Consider the following 16104-nt stretch of genomic DNA (forward strand, 5'->3'; position numbering starts at 1 on the left):
AGGGTCTGTTCCCGGCGGGCGCGGTGGTCGAGCGTGCGCTGGCGGCGTCGAGAGCCGACGAGGCGATCGTGATCGTCACCGACGCGCACGAGGCGTCGCTGCGGTGGGCCGGCAACTCGATGACCACCAACGGCTCGTCGATTTCGCGCGACTGGGCGGTGATCTCGGTGTTCCGCGACGGCCCGAACACCGCGCGGGTCGGGTCCATCAGCTCCACCAGCGTCGATCCCGCCGAGATCGAGGCCGTGGTGCGGGCCAGCGAACAGGCTGCTCGCACCGCGGCTCCGGCCCGCGACGCGATGCCGCTGCTCGAACCCACCGACAACGACACCGCGACTTGGGACCAGGCGCCCGGCGCCACCGAGATCGGGGTGTTCACCGGATTGGCGCGTGACCTGTCGACCGGTTTCGACGGCACCGACCGCCTCTACGGTTTCGCCCACCATCAGGTGCACACCACCTGGCTCGGCACCTCGACCGGCATCCGCCGACGGTTCAGTCAGCCGACCGGTTCGGTGGAGATCAACGGCAAGCGCGGCGAGGGCAAGGATCTGGCCAGCGCGTGGGTGGGGGTCGGCACCGCCGATTTCACCGACGTCGACACCCCGGGCCTGCTCGGCGAACTGTCCCGCCGGCTGGATTGGTCCACCCGACGCATCGAGCTCCCCGCGGGCCGCTACGAAACGCTGCTGCCCCCCTCATCGGTCGCCGACCTGATGATCTACCTGGCGTGGAGCATGGAGGGCCGCGGCGCCCACGAAGGCCACACGGCGTTCTCCCGTGCCGGTGGCACCCGAATCGGTGAGCGGCTCAGCGACATCGCGCTGACCCTGTACTCCGACCCGAACGCGAGCGGCCTGGAATACCGGCCGTTCGTAGCGACGGGGTCGTCCTCGGAATCACTGTCGGTGTTCGACAACGGCCTGTCCGCGCGACGCGTCGACTGGATCGGCGACGGTGTCATCGAATCGCTGGTCTACCCGCGCGCGACCGCCGCCGAATTCAGCGCCCCCGCAACGATTCCCGGCGAGAACCTGCTCCTCACCGGCGGCGGCGACGCCTCGCTCGACGACATGATCGCCCGCACCGAACGCGGCCTGCTGCTCACCTGCCTCTGGTACATCCGTGAGGTCGATCCGGCCACGCTGCTGCTCACGGGCCTGACCCGCGACGGTGTCTACCTGGTCGAAGACGGCCAGGTGACCGGCGCGGTCAACAACTTCCGGTTCAACGAAAGCCCGCTCGACCTGCTGCGCCGGGTCTCGGAGGCCGGTGCCACCGAGATCACCCTCCCGCGCGAATGGAAAGACTGGTTCACTCGCACCGCCATGCCGCCGCTGCGGATCCCCGACTTCCACATGTCCTCGGTGAGCCAAGCGACCTAGTGGTGCGGCCACGAAGCATTCGCCGGTCCGCACGCAGGACAGCGGCGAAGGTGGACAGACGCCGCGACCGCACAGCCGCCCGGCCCGGTTGTCGGCACGGTGCATGACAGCATGGCCGAGTGACTCTCATCCGGATGTTCGCCACCGACCTCGACGGCACCCTGCTGCGCTCCGACCGCACCGTGTCCGCCCGCACCGCGGCGGCCATGGCACGTGCGCAAGCGGCGGGCATCGAGGTGGTGTGGGCGACGGCGCGGGCCCGCCATTCGGTGCACGAGTTGGCCCGGTCGTGTGGTTTCCGCGGTAAAGCGGTGTGCGCCAACGGCGCTGTGTTGCTCGACCTCGCCGACGGCTCTCCCGAGATCCTCGACACCGTCTCGATCGACAACGGCGCCGCGGGCGCGGTGATGGAGCAGATCCGCGGCCTCATTCCGGGTGTCGTGTTCGCCAATGTCGGCGCCACCCGGTTCGTCGCCGAGCCCGCCTATGCCGCGCTGTGCAAGTTCAGCGATCATCACCGGCATCCGCACGAGATGGAGTTGTCGCAGACTCTGCCGACGGGTCTCGAGGCGATGGTGAAGATCGTGGCCCGCCATCCCGAACTACCCGGTGCGGAGCTGTATCGCAAGGCCGTGGCGGTCGGGATCACCGGCGTGGAACTGACCCATTCCGGCGCCGCGTACATGGAGATGGCCGCGGAAGGCGTGTCCAAGGCCAGCGCCCTTGCCCGGTTGTGCGCGCTCGACGGGATCGACCTGTCCCAGGTGGCGGCCGCGGGCGACGCGCTCAACGATGTCGCCATGTTGACGTGGGCGGGTACCGCGCTGGTTCCGGCCAACGCGGTACCCGAGGTCATCGCGCTCGCCGACCGGGTGCTCCCGACCAACGACGAGGACGGCGTCGCCGCCTATCTGGAGGAATTGGTGGGTTCGTCACCGCACGGGTCGACTAGCTGACAGTGGTGGACGCCCGACCCACGCTCAGATGCAAGATCGTGTCGGCCGCGTTCACGGTTTCCGCGTCGAGCGGAAAGTATCCCTGCTCCAGGGTGGCATCGGTGCGGGTGTGTCCCGGCTCGAGTTCTGCCGCGGGGATCAACCCCCACGTGCCGAACCGGTCCTGCAACGGGTGCTCGAAGGTACCCGGTTCGGGTTCGGCGAGCTCGAGGCCGTCGCTGCGTCCCAAGCTGCCGAGGATCACCCCGTAGTGCTCCCCCAGCAGCGATCCGACGATCGCCCCCGCGCCGGACCAGACGAGCTCCATCTGCCCCATCTCCATGATGCTGGTGTTGCGCCGTAGGTGCAGGTTGTGCGAGTACACCAGGGTCGGCCCACGGCGGGCTTCGATGGAGCGGATATCGAGAAGGTTCTGGGCCATGAGCGCGTCACGCGAGGCTGCCAAGCTGTTCCAACGCACACCGTCCTCGGTCGGCGCGGCGGCCTGGCGGTGATAGCGGAGCAGGCCGAGTCCGGCGGTGAGATGAATTGCCGCCCTTCGCCACTCGGCGAGCGAGGTGGCCGCGATCCGTTCCGGGGCGCGAGTGTAGAGGAGGGTGAGCATGTCGTCGGCCATCGCGCGCAACCGCTCGGCCTCGGGGGTTTCACCGGGCGAGACCTTCGCATCCAGGACTGCTTCGCTGCGGCTCCATCGCTCGTCGCTGCCCGCGGGCCCGGCGATGTCGAAGTCGAGTTCCAGGTAGTCGCGGGCGAATTCGAGGTAGGTGCGAGGGCTGGGAGCACTCATCGTTTCCATCGCGGCGTCGAATCCGTGGAAGCCGACCTGATCCTCGGTCGACCGGCCGGTGTTGTAGTCGCGCAGCCACACGACCAGTTCCCGATTGCCGGCGAGTTCGCCGAAGTCGTGGGAGAAGCCTGTGCGCATCACCTCGTCGAGGGTGCCGTGGCCACCTCGCACGAATTCGTCCACGGCGAGCGCGGCGACCCGATCCGTTTCGAGGGCGATCGATCGGAACCCCCTCGCCACCAATTCGACGAACAGTTCGTTGCGGACCGCGGCGAACCCGGGCTCTTTGTGCGTCGGTTCCCCGAGCGCAAGCAGTTCACAGGAGGATCGGACGAAGTCGCTGATTTTCTGACTCATATCCATCAATCGTATCGTTGAAAGAACGGTGGAGACTCGAGCCGTAGTTCTCCGCCGAATGTGTCGTAAAGTATCAACTCAGTGAGAACCTTCCGACCATCCGACCTGGCCCGCGAGCACGCGATCTCGACCCAGGCGGTCCGCAACTACGAACACGACGGCTGCCTCCCACCGGCCGCGCGCACTCCCGCCGGCTATCGGATCTACACCGAGCTGCACGCGAGCGCGCTGCGCACCTACCTCATCCTGATCCCCGCCTACGGCCACGCGACCGCGGGCGACATCATGCGCGCACTGCACGGCGACGACCTCGACAAGGCCCTCACGATCATCGACCGCGGCCACAGCCAACTGCTGCGCGACCGCGAGACCCTCACCGCGGTGCGTCGAGCCGTCGACCACCTGCTCGCCGAACCGGGTTCGCGCACCACGCGTTCGGCACCCACCAGGACCATCGGCGAACTCGCCCACCACCTCCAAGTCACCCCGGCCACCCTCCGGGCCTGGGAAGCGGCCGGCATCCTCACCCCCGACCGAGACCCGACCACCGGCTACCGCCACTACGGCCCCACCGACCTCCGCGATGCCGAACTGGCCCACATTCTGCGCCGCGGCCACTACCGCCTCGACCACATCGCCACCGTCATCGGGCAGATCCGCGCCGCGGGCAGCACCGAAGCGCTGGCGAAGGCCATGGCCGACTGGCGAGCCGGACTCACCGCCCAGGGCATCGCCATGCTCGATGCCGCCGCCGCGCTGAGCCGATATTGCGCCGAACTGCGCCGCTAGCCCGGTACGACCGTGCCCGACCTTCGCGGAACCGTTGGACGCCCAATGGGCATCCGGGCGCGCCGTCCCCGCCCCGGCGCGCCCGACCTAGCTCCTCAGACGCGCTCGAGCACCGCCGACGCGCCGATGCCGCCTGCCGCGCAGATCCCCAGCAGCGCGGTCTCTTTCCCCGTGCGGACCAGTTCGTTGGCCATGGTGGTGACCATGCGGGCGCCGGTGGCGCCGAAGGGGTGGCCCAGCGAGATCGAGCCGCCGTGCACGTTGAGCTTGTCGATGTCGACGGTACCGACCGGCTCGTCACGGCCGAGACGGATCTTGGCCCAGTCGGCGCTGTCCAGCATGCGCAGCACCGAAAGAGTCTGTGCGGCGAAGGCTTCGTGGATGTCGACCAGGTCGATGTCGGCCAGGGACATGCCCGCCTTGTCGAGGGCGCGCGGCATCGAGATCGCGGGGCCGATGAGCACCTGGTCGGCGGGGTCGACGCTGACGAAACTCCAGGAACGGAAAGCGGCTTGCGGCGTGAACCCGAGGGCGCGCGCCTTCTCTTCACTCATCAACAGGACCGCGGACGCGCCGTCGGTGAGCGGGCTGGCGTTGCCCGCGGTGACCGTGCCGCCCTTCGCGAACACCGGCGGCAAGGTGGCGAGTTTCTCGACGCTGGTGTTCGCGCGCACCAGTCCGTCGGTGTCGATCAGCGTGCCCGACGGCGTGGTGACCCCCACGACCTCGTCATCGAAACGCCCCGAGGCGATCGCGGCCGCGGCACGCAGATGGGAGCGGGCGGCGAACGCGTCCTGATCGGCGCGGGAGATGCCGTTGATCCGGGCCATCTTCTCCGCGGACTCGCCCATCACCTCGCCGGTGGTGCGCTCGGAGATCTTGGGCTGGCGCGGCAGGATGTCGGTGAAGGGCGCGAGCTGGCGGACCACCTCGAGGTAGTCCTTCGGCGTGGGTTTGCCGAGCGCGACCGGCGCGACCGCGTGCACGACCTTCTGCGGCAGCTTGATCTCGGCATTGCTGGTGGAGTCGCTGCCGCCGGCGATCATGATGTCGTATTCACCGCGTTCGATGGCCGCGGCCGCCGAGGTGACCGCCTGCAGTCCGGACGCGCATGCGCGGGTGACCGTGTATCCCTCGCACCCGAAGTCCAGCTTCAGGTCCAGGGCGATCTCGCGCGCGATATTCGGCGCGTGACTGGGCAGCACCACGCCGCCCCAGACGATGGACTGGATCTCGCCGGGCGCGATCCCGGTTCGCTCGATCAGCCCGCGCACGGCCGCTCCGGCCAGGGCGATGCTGTCGAGGCGGGTGAAGTCGGTGAACGCGCGCACGAACGGGGTGCGGGCGCCCGCGACGACAACGGCGCGGCGGCGCTTCTGGGCCATGGGGGTCCTCTCGGAAAGCGATGGAACCCCCACGGTATCCGATACCAGCGGTACTAGATACTATTTCCCGGAAAGGGATCAGGCAGGGGTGATCTCGATGCCGATCGTGCCCGTCTTCCCGCGGCGCAGGTTGCTGGCAAGGATCACCAGCGGACCGGTCAGCCAGTACTTACGTCGAATCGCCCCCCGCACCTGATCGGTTTCGGCGGCGTCGAGCAGTCGCGCGGTTGCGGGCACGGTGGCACCGTGCGCGGCCCCACGCGCGTTGCACGGCTGCAGCGTCACCTCCGGGTTGCGGCGGATGCGCTTCACCTTCCAGCTGTCGGTGACCGTCCAGACGTAGAGCTTGTCGTCACGGGCGGCGGCCCACAGGGGCGTCCCGACCGGTGTCCCGTCCTTGCGGAAGGTGGTGAGCAGTACGTAATTCGCGGTCGCCAGTTCGCCCAGCCGGTTCGTCATGACCGCAGCCTAGTGGTCGATCCCGTCCGCGAAAACCGCACGGGCGCCTCACCGAAATCATTCGTAGGCTCGATTCGTGACCGATACCGCAGTGCCGATGTTGTGGAGTGGCGACCTCACGAGCACCCTCGAGTTCTATCGCGCCCTCGGCTATACCGTCGTCTACGAACAGACCCGCCCCTATACCTACGGTGCGGTGGAGAAGGACGGGTACGCCCTGCACTTCGCCGCCGCTCCGGCCGGTGTGGAGCTGCCCACCGAGCACGTGGGGGCGCTGGTGATGGTCGACGATGTCGCGGCCCGCCATGCCGAGCACACCGCCGCGTTGCGCGCGCACTACGCCCAAGGTGCCCGCCACGGGCTGTCCGCGGATCACCCGGTTCCGATCCGGCCAGTCCCGGTTCACCCTCGTCGACCCGGTCGGCAACTCTCTCATCGTCATCCAGCGTGACGAACCCGAGCAACTCGAATACGGCGGCTCCCGCGGCCTGGCCGGTTTGGCACGGGTGCTCGACAATGCCCGGACTCTGCGGGATTTCAAGAACGACGACCGTGCCGCCACCCGCGTGCTGGAGGTGGGCCTGCACCGCTTCGGTGCCACCGCGGACTCGGTCGACCGAGCCCGCGCCTACGCCGCCCTCGCCGAGCTCGCGGTCGCCGCCGGAGATCCCGATCGGCTCGCCCGGTGGAAGTCCGCACTCGATGCCATCGACCTGACCCCCGACGAGCGCACGACGATCGCCGCCGACGCTTCCGAGCTGCTCGCGGCCTGGCTCGGCGCCGCCGACTGATGCTGTGCCGCAGCTGTTCTCGCCATCATCGCGGCGAACCTCGATGGCCTACCGATCGTCGGTACACTGTGTCGGCCCGTAGGCTTCGGCCATGCGAGGACGAAGCTTTACGCACACCGTCGGGCGACGAACAATCCGCTGTCTGGCCACGGCACTCACCGTGACCGCCGCCCTCGGACTGTCCCCCGCGGGGACGGCACACGCCGGTGCGCCGTCGTGCGCCGACGGCTGGCTCGCCGATGTGGTGGCCGCCGATCTCGGGGGCTTGGAGAACCTCGAATACGACGGCCACGGCGGCTTCTATGTCAGCGGCATCGTTCGCGGTGAGATCCTGCACGTGGCAGGCGACGGCCGGGTCACCACCGTCCGTACCGGCCTCGACCATCCCGCCGGCCTGCGACTGGTCGGCAACGGCCTCTATTTCCTCACCGGCGACGGCAGCACACCGAACGGCGGCGGTACCCTGAGCCGACTGGACCTCGACACCGGCGAAGTCACCGTGGTGCTGGCGAACCTGGTGCAGCCCAACGGATTACTCCTGCTCCCCGACGGCGATCTGCTCATTTCCCAGCTCTCCATCCCGTGGCCACCGGTCGGGATCAGCCGCTACCGCCCCAGCACCGGCGAATTCACCCTCGCCTGGTCGCCCGTCCCCCGACCCAACGGTCTCGCCCTCTCCCCTGACCGCCAGGCAGTGATCACCGAGGACGTTCTCACCTCGCAACTGCTCCGAGTACCGCTGAATGCCCCCGACCTGCCCACCCCCGTGGCGGCCGTGAACGACGGCCTACTCCCCGGGCTCGACGACCTCGACGTCACCGCCACCGGTCTCGCCTACGTCACAGGCGACTATTCCGGCAGTGTCTACCAGGTGGACACGACCACGGGCGCGTGGTGCACCATCGCCACCGGCTGGACCACTCCCCGCGGCGCCCTGCCCACCCCACCTCCGATCGGCCCCACCTCGGCCCGCCTCGCCCCCGACCCGACCACCGGCACCTGGTCCCTCTACGTCACCAGCATCGACGGCACCCTCCGCCGCCTGCGCCCTCCGACCACACTCGACCTCACGCCTTCCTTCGTGCGCTGAACTGCGAAATCAATCAGGAGGCCAGCGTGCGATCGACACCGCAGCGGGCACGGCAGGACGGGTTCGGGATTCGCGTGGAGTGGGGGCGAGCCGGGGCCACGGCGCTCGGGCCGGGCGCCGGGTGCCTCGTGGTGATCGACGTGTTGTCGTTCACCACGTCGGTGTCGGTGGCCACGGCTGCCGGAACCGCAGTGGTCCCGTATCGGTGGCGTGACGACTCGGCGCGGGCCTTCGCCGAGGAGAACAAAGTGCAGCCGTGGATCCGACTCGTCAGTCGTGTGCGGTGAGGATTCGCGGGCCGTCGGCGGTGACGGCGATCGTGTGCTCGCTGTGCGCGCAGCGGGACCCGTCGGCGGAGCGGATGGTCCACCCGTCGGCGTCGGTGTAGACCTTCGCGGTGCTCGCCGCGAACCAGGGCTCGATCGCCACCGTGAGCCCGGGCCGCAGCCGGAAGCCACGACCAGCCCTGCCGTCGTTGGCGATATGCGGATCCTCGTGCATCGTCCGCCCCAGCCCGTGCCCACCGAATTCGGTATTGACCGGGTAGCCGTACCCGCGGGCGACATGCGCGATGGCCGCGGAGATGTCGCCGATCCGGTTGTCCGGTTGCGCGGCCGCGATCCCGGCACTCAGCGCTTCCTCGGTGGCCCGTACCAGCCGCTCGTCCGCGGGCGCCGGGGTGCCGACGACGAACGAGATCGCCGAGTCGGCGACCCAGCCGTCGATCGACACGGCCAGATCCGCCGTCAGCAGGTCGCCGTCACGCAGCGCGTAGTCGTGCGGAAGCCCGTGCAGCACAGCGTCGTTCACTGCCAGACACACCGTATTGCGAAACGGCCCGCGCCCGAACGACGGCGAGTAGTCCCAATAGCACGACACCGCCCCGCGCTCGCGAATCCGTTCCCGCACATACGCTTCCAGCTCCAACAGGTTCACCCCGACCGCCGCACGGTCGCGCACCCCGGCCAGCACATCGGCGACGAACCGGCCGGTCACCCGCATGTGCTCGATCTCCGCGGGTGATTTCAACTCCACCATCACGCCTCCACTCGGTATTTTCATACCGACACTAGCCGTGCCGGTATAAAAATACCAACGTCAGCGATTCAGGTTGCCCATGTCCACGGGAATCTGCGCGCCGGTGATCTGACCAGCCTCGTGCGAGCACAGCCATGCCACCGTCGCCGCGATCTCCTCCGGCTGGCAGATGTAGCTGGGCAGCGCGTTCATGAAGATGGGGGCCAGGGTGGTCCCGTACTCCTCGAACAGCGGCCCCATCTCGTGGATCTGCATTCCGGTCTCCACGCCCGCCGGATGCACGGTGTTCACCCGAATCCCGTGCGCGCCGAGCTCGTTGGCCATCGTCTTGGCCAGCCCCGTGATCGCGTGTTTGGTCGCCACGTAATGGCCGGTGAACGGAATCCCCTTGAGTCCGGCCACCGAACTGGTGAACACCATCGCACCGCCCTGACCCTGCGAGATCAAATGCGGCACAGCGGCTTTGGCGGTGTGCCACACGCCCGTGAGGTTCACGTCGATGGTCTCGCGCCACTGCTCGGCGGTGATCTCCCACGACATCGCCGCCGAACAGATCCCCGCGTTGGCCACGACCACGTCGAGCCTGCCCAACTGCTCGATCCCCGCGGTCAGCGCCGCCGAGAGCGCATCGAAATCGCGCACGTCGACCTTGCTCGCGACGATCTTGCCGCCTGCCCCTTCGACAAGCTTCACGGTCTCGGCCAGATCCGCCTCCGTCGCGCCCGCGTAGCTCGTGCTGGCGAATTCCGCGCACGCGTCGATCGCGATCACGTCGGCGCCTTCTTCAGCGAAACGCACCGCCTCCGCCCTGCCCTGCCCGCGCGCCGCTCCCGTGACGAAAACGACCTTGCCTTCGAACCGTCGTGTCATGCCCATACCTTTCGAACCTCGATGTCCTCCTCTGACACCTACCATCGCCACGAACCGGGCGAGGCGAAAACGGAGATCCCTACTCAACTTGGCCGCGACTCACCTTGGCGAACACGGCGGCGAGGACATACCATCGGTCACATGGTCCGTCTCCCGCTCAGCCCCGCGCAGGTCGAAGCAGGCCGCCGCCTCGGCCGCCGCCTGCGCACGGCGCGCGGTGATCGCGATCTCGCCGAGGTCGCGCTCCGAGCGGGCATCTCACCGGAGACGTTGCGCAAGATCGAGTCGGGTCGCCTGCCCTCCCCGGCGTTCGGCACCGTCGTCGGCCTCGCCGAAGCCCTCTCGATCCCCCTGGCCGAACTGGCCGAGTCCTACCGAGCCGAGCAGGTCGCCGAGTCCGCCTGAGCGTCGGTATCGACCTGGCGTCACCGGTCGCGGCATTCGTCACTGCCCGAAATCGTTCGCCGACGCACCGCTCATGCCGACCAGCCGCGCACTGTCGTTCCACAGCCGTCGCCGAAGATCGCCCCGACGGGCGAGGTCCGAGAGCGCGGGAGAGGTCAGGCGGCCACGACGCAGCGCGAGCAGAACCGGCGCCGTGGCCTCGCCCTCGTGCGCGCCACCGTCGAAGGCCAAGTGCGCCAGGCCGGTTCCCGCGGCGGCCCGCGTGTTCATCGTCGGCTGGAGCAGGCGCAGCGGGGCGCCGAGCGGCGTTCCGAAGATCGACCAGACCAGCCGCGACGGTGCGGCCAAGTCACGCACCAAGCCGGTACCGAACACCTGCCCCGGGTCGTAGGCGACGGCGGTGATGCCACGCGACCGCGGGTCGACCAGCTCGCGCAGCGCACCTGCTGTCAGCACGGCGCACAGCTTCGACGCGGTGTAGGCGTGCTGGCCCGCCACCTTCGGGTTCGAGTCGCGACCCGGATCACGGTCCGTGTGCGCCAGCAGCTCGGCATCGGCATGTCGTGGTGTCGCCAGCCCGGCACCGTGGCGGGGTCGTAGGTGCCGCTGGTGGTGAGCACGATACGTGCGCCATCGGCAAGGACGGGCAGCAGCAGCCGGATCAACAGGTAGTGCGCGAGGTGATTGACCGCGAACGTCGTCTCGTAGCCGTCAGCGGTGCGCCCGTCGGCGTCGGGGCGGATCACGCCCGCGTTCAGCACCAGGGCGTCGATGCGCTGGGTGCCGAGGGATCGGCGAACCGTCGCGGCGAACGCGCGCACCGAAGCCAGGCGGCCGAGATCGAGTGCGAGCGTGTCGCCGACGGGTGCCCTGGTGCCCACCAGCAGCCGTACGACGTCTCGATCGGCGAGCCGCCGGGCCGCGATCGCCCCGAATCCCGCACTGCCTCCGGTCATCACCACGATTGTCATGGCAACCCCTTTCCGGGGACCGTATCGGCGCACAAGCCGCCGGGGCGAGCAATTTACTGAGTCCACACTCATTATATCGCTTTACTGAGCCAACACTCAAGAAGTAGTGTTCCGAGTATGACGACGTCCCGACGAGGCCGACCACCCGCCGGCGGCCGCGCACAGATCCTCGACGCGACCTACGAACTGCTCCGCGACAAGGGCATCGCACGGCTGACGACCAAGGACATCGCCGACCGTGCGGGCACCTCCGAGGGCAGCATCTTCTACCACTACCGAACCCGCGACGGCTTGCTGTCGGCAGTCATCGAGCAGGCCCTCGAACCGCTGGTGGCATTGCGTGTGCACGGCGTCGGCGGTGCGCCACTGCCCGAAATCCTCGACATCTTCACCGCGACGGTCGAGGAGTTCCTCGACCGTGCGGTGGTCGTCCTGTTCGCGGCACAAGCCGACGTCGATCTGCGGGCCGGACTGCACGCCTTTTTGGCCGCGAACGCGGACCGCAAGCCGCAACGCGGTGTCGAGCTCATCGGCGACCATCTCGCCGCACTGCAGGCGGCGGGTCGCGTCCGCGCGGGCATCGATGTCCACACGGCGGCGTTTCTCTTGGTGAGCAGTTGCGTGCTCCGGGTGAGCCAGCCGTGGCTGATCGGCGACACCGAGGTGCCCGCCCGCGAAGCGACCGTCGGCACCTTCCTCGCCATGCTCGCGCCGTGACCCGGGGTCAGCGGCGGTTCATCGACTCCTCGCTGTCGTAGCCCAGCGTCACGTCGTGCGTGATCTCGCCGCGGGTCACCGATACCTGGCTCGCGACGGGTGGGTAGCCACGGGCGACCACCGTGTACTCCCCTTCCGGCAGGTCGGGAACCTGGTATCGGCCCTTCTCGTCGGTGCGCGCCGTCGCCGCCGGATCGCCACCGGAATCCAGGACGGTGATCTGGACGTCGGCGACGGGACGGTCGCCGTCCACCCAGGCCGAGCCGAGCAGGATCGCCATCGGTTCGAGGTCGATGTCGCGATGGAGCGAGCCCGTCTCCGGCACGGTCAGCGCGACCGCCGAGGGACGCATGTGGTCGGCCACCGCGACCAGGGTGTAGGTGCCACTCACGACATCGCGGCACACATACGTACCGTCCTCACCGGTGATCGCCGCGCCCACCACCTCGCCCTCGGGGTCGGTCAGCGTGATCGTGGCTCCCCAGAGCGGTTCGCCGCGGCGTGCCGATCGGACGATCCCGGTGAGTTCGCCCGCACCGGTCAACATCAGATCGACGTGCTGGGCGCGCTCCCCGATCGACACGCTCACCGCCTCGGGCTGATGACCGGCCGCGGCGGCGATGAGCACATAGTTGCCGGGCCGTGGCGCCTCGATCACATACGCGCCGTCGGCGTCGCCGTTGCCGCGGGCCACCTGACGCCCGTGCTGGTCGATCAGGGTGAGCGTGGCGGCGGGCACCGGACGCTCGTCGTCGCGACGCAGAAGTCCCGCGATCACCCGACCGGTCGCGGCGGTCCGCAGTTTGCCCGCCATCTCGTGCGCGTCGTGCAGGCTCACATCGCGCAGCAGGGTGCCCTCGACCGACTCCTCGGGCGTCGGATCCTCCTGCAGCGGAATCTCTTTCATGAACACCAGCACCAGGCAAGCCACGACGGCGAGATCGGCGGCGAGCAGGAACACGCTGCCCATCGAGTCGGTGAAACCCTCGAGGATCGGGATCCGCAACTCGTCGGGAAGTGTGGCTATGCCGCTGGTGTCACTGAGCAATGCTTCCAGTCGGGTGCCGTCGAGACCGGGGGGCAGACTCCCCCCGAACGCCGCCAGGATCTCGCCGGGCAACTGGTCGAACAGCACAGTGAGGAACACCGCGACACCGAGCGTCCCGCCGAGCTGGCGGAAGAACGTCGCCGCCGCGGTGGACACGCCCATCTCGGTGCGCCCCACCGCGTTCTGCGCGGCGATGATCAGCGTCTGCATGCACCCACCGAGCCCGAAACCCATGACCGCGCTGTAGGCGAGCGGCTGCCACAGCGGACCGTCGTAGGTGATCCTGGCGAACAGGGCGCACCCGATCGCCAGGATCAGCGCACCGAGCACCGGCAGCACTTTGTAGCGTCCGGTGGCTTTCGTGATCAGCCCGGAGATCTGCGCGCCCACCATGATCCCGACGACCAGCGGCAACATCAGCAGTCCTGCCTCGGTCGGCGAGAAACCGCGCACGACCTGCAGATACTGCGGCACCATCGTGATCGCGCCGAACATCGCGACACCCACGAGGAACCCACCGAGGATCGCGATGCTGAACGTGGAACTGCGGAACAGACGCAGCGGGATCAACGCCGAGTCCTTCATCAGGAACTCGACCAGGACGAACAGCAGCAGACCACCCGCGCTGATGCCGTAGCAGAGCAGCGATTTCGGCTCGGTCCAGCCCCAGATCCGCCCCTGCTCGGCCACGATCAGCAGCGGCACCACGCCCACGACGAGCGTGAGCGCACCCAACCAGTCGATCCGGCTGCGTTGACGCGTGTGGCCCACGTTCAGCACTTTCGCGACCACGAGGAACGCCAACACGCCGACCGGCACGTTCACCAGGAACACCCAGCGCCAGCCCTCGATGCCGCCCAGGCTCTCGTACTCGGACAGGAAACCGCCGACGACCGGGCCGAGCACCGTCGCGATGCCGAATACCATGAGGAAATACCCCTGGTAGCGGACTCGTTCGCGCGCGGGCACGATGTCACCGACGATGGTGAACGCCAGCGACATCAAGCCGCCCGCGCCCAAACCCTGGAAGGCGCGGCACCCGGCCAATTGGTACATGGTGGTCGCGAAGCAGCAGGCCGCCGAGCCGATGACGAACAGGGCTATCGCCAGCAGATAGAACGGTTTACGCCCGTAGATGTCGGCGAGTTTGCCGTACAGCGGCGTGGTGACGGTGGCGGTGATCAGATACGCCGTTGTCGCCCATGCCTGTTCGTCGAAACCGTCGAGACTGTTCGCGATCCGGACGATCGCGACGCTGACGATGTTCTGGTCGAGCGCGGCGAGGAACACTCCCAACAGCAGGCCGGACAGAATCGTGAGTGTCTGGCGGTGCGTGAGGCGTGATTCGGCAACGACGGTATCGGTCATGGAGAAGCCCTGGTTCTGATCGGCTGGCAAGTGGGGGTCGATCATTCGGCCCACACGAGGGCCGACAACCCCGCTGCGAGGAAAACTTTGCGCCGCGGGTGGAACTCTTCATGCACTGGTGCGCAGAGCTTACCCACGCCGGATTCGCCGCCGTCACCGAGGGATCAAGTTATCGATCATTTCACTAGGAAACGAGAGGGGTCCGCGCTCGGAACCGTCGGTTCGCAGGACGGGAATTCAGCTGCCGAGTTCGGCCAGCGCCCACAACGTTTCCGAGCAGCCCACATCGATTCGCAGGGTGGCGAGTTCGTCGCCGCGGGTGCGTCCGCGATTCACGATCACCACCGGCACTCCGTTCTTCGCGGCTCTGCGCACGAATCGCAGGCCGGACATCACTGTCAGTGAGGAACCCGCCACCAGCAGCGCCTGCGCTCGGTCGACCATCCCGAAAGCGGCCTCGACCCGGTCGGGCGGCACATTCTCGCCGAAATACACGATGTCGGGTTTGAGCATTCCGCCGCAGGACAGGCAGTCGACCATCCGGAACCGATCGGTATCGGTCACCACCGCGTCCGCGTCGGGCGCCACTTCGATTCCGGTCGCTGCCGCCGAAACATTTTCCGCGAAACCGGGATTGGCGGCTTCGAGGTATTGCGCGAGTGTCATTCGAGAGATCAGATTCGCACACCGCAGACAACGCACGCGCGCATAGGTTCCGTGCAGATCGATCACCCGGCGCGCCCCCGCTTTCATGTGCAGCAGGTCGACATTCTGGGTGATCACCCCCGAGACCACACCCGCCCGCTCCAGCCGCGCGACGGCGCGGTGGCCGGCGTTGGGCCGGGCGGCGTCCATCCGCCGCCAGCCGATGTGATTGCGGGCCCAATACCGCTGCCGGAAGACCGGATCGCCGACGAACTGCTGGTAGGTCATCGGGGTGCGCGGCGGCGAATCGGGCCCGCGATAGTCGGGAATGCCGCTGTCGGTGCTCAGCCCCGCGCCGGAGATCACCACGGTGCGCCGCCCGCTCAGCAGCTCGGCCGCGCGTTCCACCGCGTCGGTGGTGTTGTCGTCCACCATGGGATCCACTCTACGAGCGCCGCGGCGCCGGGTCGGGTGGGGGACGAACACGCCGGGGCCGAGTTGCGTGCGGTGGACGCGCGGCGACATGATGTCTTCTCCGCCCGGTATCGACCGCTGCAGAGGAAAACCTATGTCCGACACCGAGGAACACGGCCGCACCGCGCTCAACGCCGCGGTCGACGGGACGATCGTCACCGTGCGCCGGATGTTCTATGTCCTCGGCGACGAGGTCGACCGCACCGAGGGCCCGATCGAATTCACCTTTCACGACGGCTCGACCCTGCTCCTCGACGCCGGTGTCGACGGCGCGGAGTTGCGCATCGGCGGTGCACCGTGGCGGGACCCGTTCGAGCCGCTGGTCGACCCGGTCAATATCGAATACGTCGCCAATTCCGGCAAGTACACCGCCTTCGACGTCACCGACGAGGCGCCCTACGACGAGCTCGCGGGCCGCCGCGTCGACGCGGTCTCGGTGGTGCCCTTGGCCGACGGCCGCCCCCGCGCGGCAACCCTGTACCTGGGCACCGGCATGGTGAAGGCCGAGTCGATCGCCGACGAACTCATCGTGACCCTGATCTCCGCGTAGCTCCCCGCGCTCGATCGCG

At 68.4% G+C, this 16104-nt stretch carries 19 protein-coding genes; 10 read left to right on the forward strand and 9 right to left on the reverse strand.

Translation table 11 applies throughout. The features are described 5' to 3' along the window. The first annotated feature begins 5 nt into the window (after positions 1–5). Positions 6–1385, forward strand: a complete 1380-nt coding sequence (locus ACFWUR_RS03175) for a metallopeptidase TldD-related protein (protein WP_378901563.1) — start codon at positions 6–8, stop codon at positions 1383–1385. A gap of 119 nt (positions 1386–1504) precedes the next feature. Next, positions 1505–2341: an HAD family hydrolase gene (locus tag ACFWUR_RS03180; RefSeq protein ID WP_378901086.1), complete on the forward strand. Its 837-nt coding sequence runs from the start codon at positions 1505–1507 to the stop codon at positions 2339–2341. Here ACFWUR_RS03180 and ACFWUR_RS03185 read toward each other — a convergent pair. Beyond that, positions 2334–3485 carry an erythromycin esterase family protein gene (locus tag ACFWUR_RS03185; protein WP_378901088.1) on the reverse strand — a complete coding sequence of 384 codons (1152 nt, stop codon included), beginning with the start codon at positions 3483–3485 and terminating at the stop codon, positions 2334–2336. The genes ACFWUR_RS03180 and ACFWUR_RS03185 overlap by 8 nt on opposite strands. An 81-nt stretch (positions 3486–3566) precedes the next feature. On the opposite strand from ACFWUR_RS03185, the gene ACFWUR_RS03190 reads away from it, so the two are divergent. Beyond that, on the forward strand, positions 3567–4274 hold the full coding sequence (locus tag ACFWUR_RS03190; protein WP_378901091.1) for a TioE family transcriptional regulator: 708 nt from the start codon (positions 3567–3569) through the stop codon (positions 4272–4274). Positions 4275–4369: 95 nt separating this feature from the next. On the opposite strand, the gene ACFWUR_RS03195 is transcribed toward ACFWUR_RS03190, so the two are convergent. Continuing rightward, the gene (locus ACFWUR_RS03195; protein ID WP_378901093.1) at positions 4370–5659 is read right to left on the reverse strand and encodes an acetyl-CoA C-acyltransferase; all 1290 of its coding nucleotides are present in this window, start codon (positions 5657–5659) and stop codon (positions 4370–4372) included. A gap of 78 nt (positions 5660–5737) precedes the next feature. Beyond that, positions 5738–6118 carry a PPOX class F420-dependent oxidoreductase gene (locus ACFWUR_RS03200; protein ID WP_378901095.1) on the reverse strand — a complete coding sequence of 127 codons (381 nt, stop codon included), beginning with the start codon at positions 6116–6118 and terminating at the stop codon, positions 5738–5740. Positions 6119–6194: 76 nt separating this feature from the next. Here ACFWUR_RS03200 and ACFWUR_RS03205 point away from each other — a divergent pair, with 76 nt between their 5' ends. The 4 genes from ACFWUR_RS03205 (at position 6195) to ACFWUR_RS03220 (ending at position 8286) form a co-directional block, all read left to right on the forward strand. Then, a complete protein-coding gene (locus ACFWUR_RS03205; RefSeq protein ID WP_378901098.1) occupies positions 6195–6569 on the forward strand; it encodes a hypothetical protein in 375 nt (124 codons plus the stop codon). Beyond that, positions 6466–6909, forward strand: a complete 444-nt coding sequence (locus tag ACFWUR_RS03210) for a hypothetical protein (RefSeq protein ID WP_378901100.1) — start codon at positions 6466–6468, stop codon at positions 6907–6909. The genes ACFWUR_RS03205 and ACFWUR_RS03210 overlap by 104 nt, the downstream gene beginning before the upstream one ends. Before the next feature lie 91 nt (positions 6910–7000). Beyond that, positions 7001–7999: a hypothetical protein gene (locus ACFWUR_RS03215; RefSeq protein WP_378901102.1), complete on the forward strand. Its 999-nt coding sequence runs from the start codon at positions 7001–7003 to the stop codon at positions 7997–7999. A 26-nt stretch (positions 8000–8025) separates the two neighbouring features. Next, the gene (locus ACFWUR_RS03220; protein ID WP_378901104.1) at positions 8026–8286 is read left to right on the forward strand and encodes a hypothetical protein; all 261 of its coding nucleotides are present in this window, start codon (positions 8026–8028) and stop codon (positions 8284–8286) included. On the opposite strand, the gene map is transcribed toward ACFWUR_RS03220, so the two are convergent. Together map and ACFWUR_RS03230 are read right to left on the reverse strand one after the other, a co-directional pair. Beyond that, complete coding sequence (gene map / locus ACFWUR_RS03225) at positions 8270–9037, reverse strand: type I methionyl aminopeptidase (RefSeq protein ID WP_378901107.1); 768 nt, start codon at positions 9035–9037, stop codon at positions 8270–8272. The two genes, ACFWUR_RS03220 and map, sit on opposite strands and share 17 nt — an antisense overlap. 60 nt (positions 9038–9097) lie before the next feature. Then, positions 9098–9913, reverse strand: a complete 816-nt coding sequence (locus ACFWUR_RS03230) for a mycofactocin-coupled SDR family oxidoreductase (RefSeq protein WP_378901109.1) — start codon at positions 9911–9913, stop codon at positions 9098–9100. Between the two features lie 135 nt (positions 9914–10048). Here ACFWUR_RS03230 and ACFWUR_RS03235 point away from each other — a divergent pair, with 135 nt between their 5' ends. Continuing rightward, positions 10049–10312 carry a helix-turn-helix domain-containing protein gene (locus ACFWUR_RS03235; protein WP_378901111.1) on the forward strand — a complete coding sequence of 88 codons (264 nt, stop codon included), beginning with the start codon at positions 10049–10051 and terminating at the stop codon, positions 10310–10312. A gap of 39 nt (positions 10313–10351) precedes the next feature. On the opposite strand, the gene ACFWUR_RS03240 is transcribed toward ACFWUR_RS03235, so the two are convergent. Further along, positions 10352–10768 carry a hypothetical protein gene (locus tag ACFWUR_RS03240; protein ID WP_378901113.1) on the reverse strand — a complete coding sequence of 139 codons (417 nt, stop codon included), beginning with the start codon at positions 10766–10768 and terminating at the stop codon, positions 10352–10354. After that, positions 10762–11283 (reverse strand): SDR family NAD(P)-dependent oxidoreductase, encoded by a 522-nt coding sequence (locus tag ACFWUR_RS03245; protein WP_378901116.1) that lies wholly within the window; start codon positions 11281–11283, stop codon positions 10762–10764. Before ACFWUR_RS03245 ends, ACFWUR_RS03240 begins: the two co-directional genes overlap by 7 nt. Before the next feature lie 117 nt (positions 11284–11400). Here ACFWUR_RS03245 and ACFWUR_RS03250 point away from each other — a divergent pair, with 117 nt between their 5' ends. Further along, positions 11401–12000, forward strand: coding sequence for a TetR/AcrR family transcriptional regulator (locus ACFWUR_RS03250; RefSeq protein ID WP_378901119.1), 600 nt, complete (start codon positions 11401–11403; stop codon positions 11998–12000). A gap of 7 nt (positions 12001–12007) precedes the next feature. Here ACFWUR_RS03250 and ACFWUR_RS03255 read toward each other — a convergent pair whose 3' ends face one another. Beyond that, positions 12008–14416 carry an MFS transporter gene (locus tag ACFWUR_RS03255; protein ID WP_378901121.1) on the reverse strand — a complete coding sequence of 803 codons (2409 nt, stop codon included), beginning with the start codon at positions 14414–14416 and terminating at the stop codon, positions 12008–12010. A 237-nt stretch (positions 14417–14653) separates the two neighbouring features. Next, positions 14654–15496, reverse strand: coding sequence for an NAD-dependent protein deacetylase (locus ACFWUR_RS03260; protein ID WP_378901124.1), 843 nt, complete (start codon positions 15494–15496; stop codon positions 14654–14656). Between the two features lie 133 nt (positions 15497–15629). Between ACFWUR_RS03260 and ACFWUR_RS03265 the strand changes: the two genes are divergently transcribed. After that, complete coding sequence (locus tag ACFWUR_RS03265; RefSeq protein WP_378901126.1) at positions 15630–16085, forward strand: hypothetical protein; 456 nt, start codon at positions 15630–15632, stop codon at positions 16083–16085. Positions 16086–16104 lie beyond the last annotated feature (19 nt).

The sequence above is a fragment of the Nocardia sp. NPDC058633 genome, assembly GCF_042717045.1.
In the GTDB taxonomy this organism is placed as follows: Bacteria; Actinomycetota; Actinomycetes; order Mycobacteriales; family Mycobacteriaceae; genus Nocardia.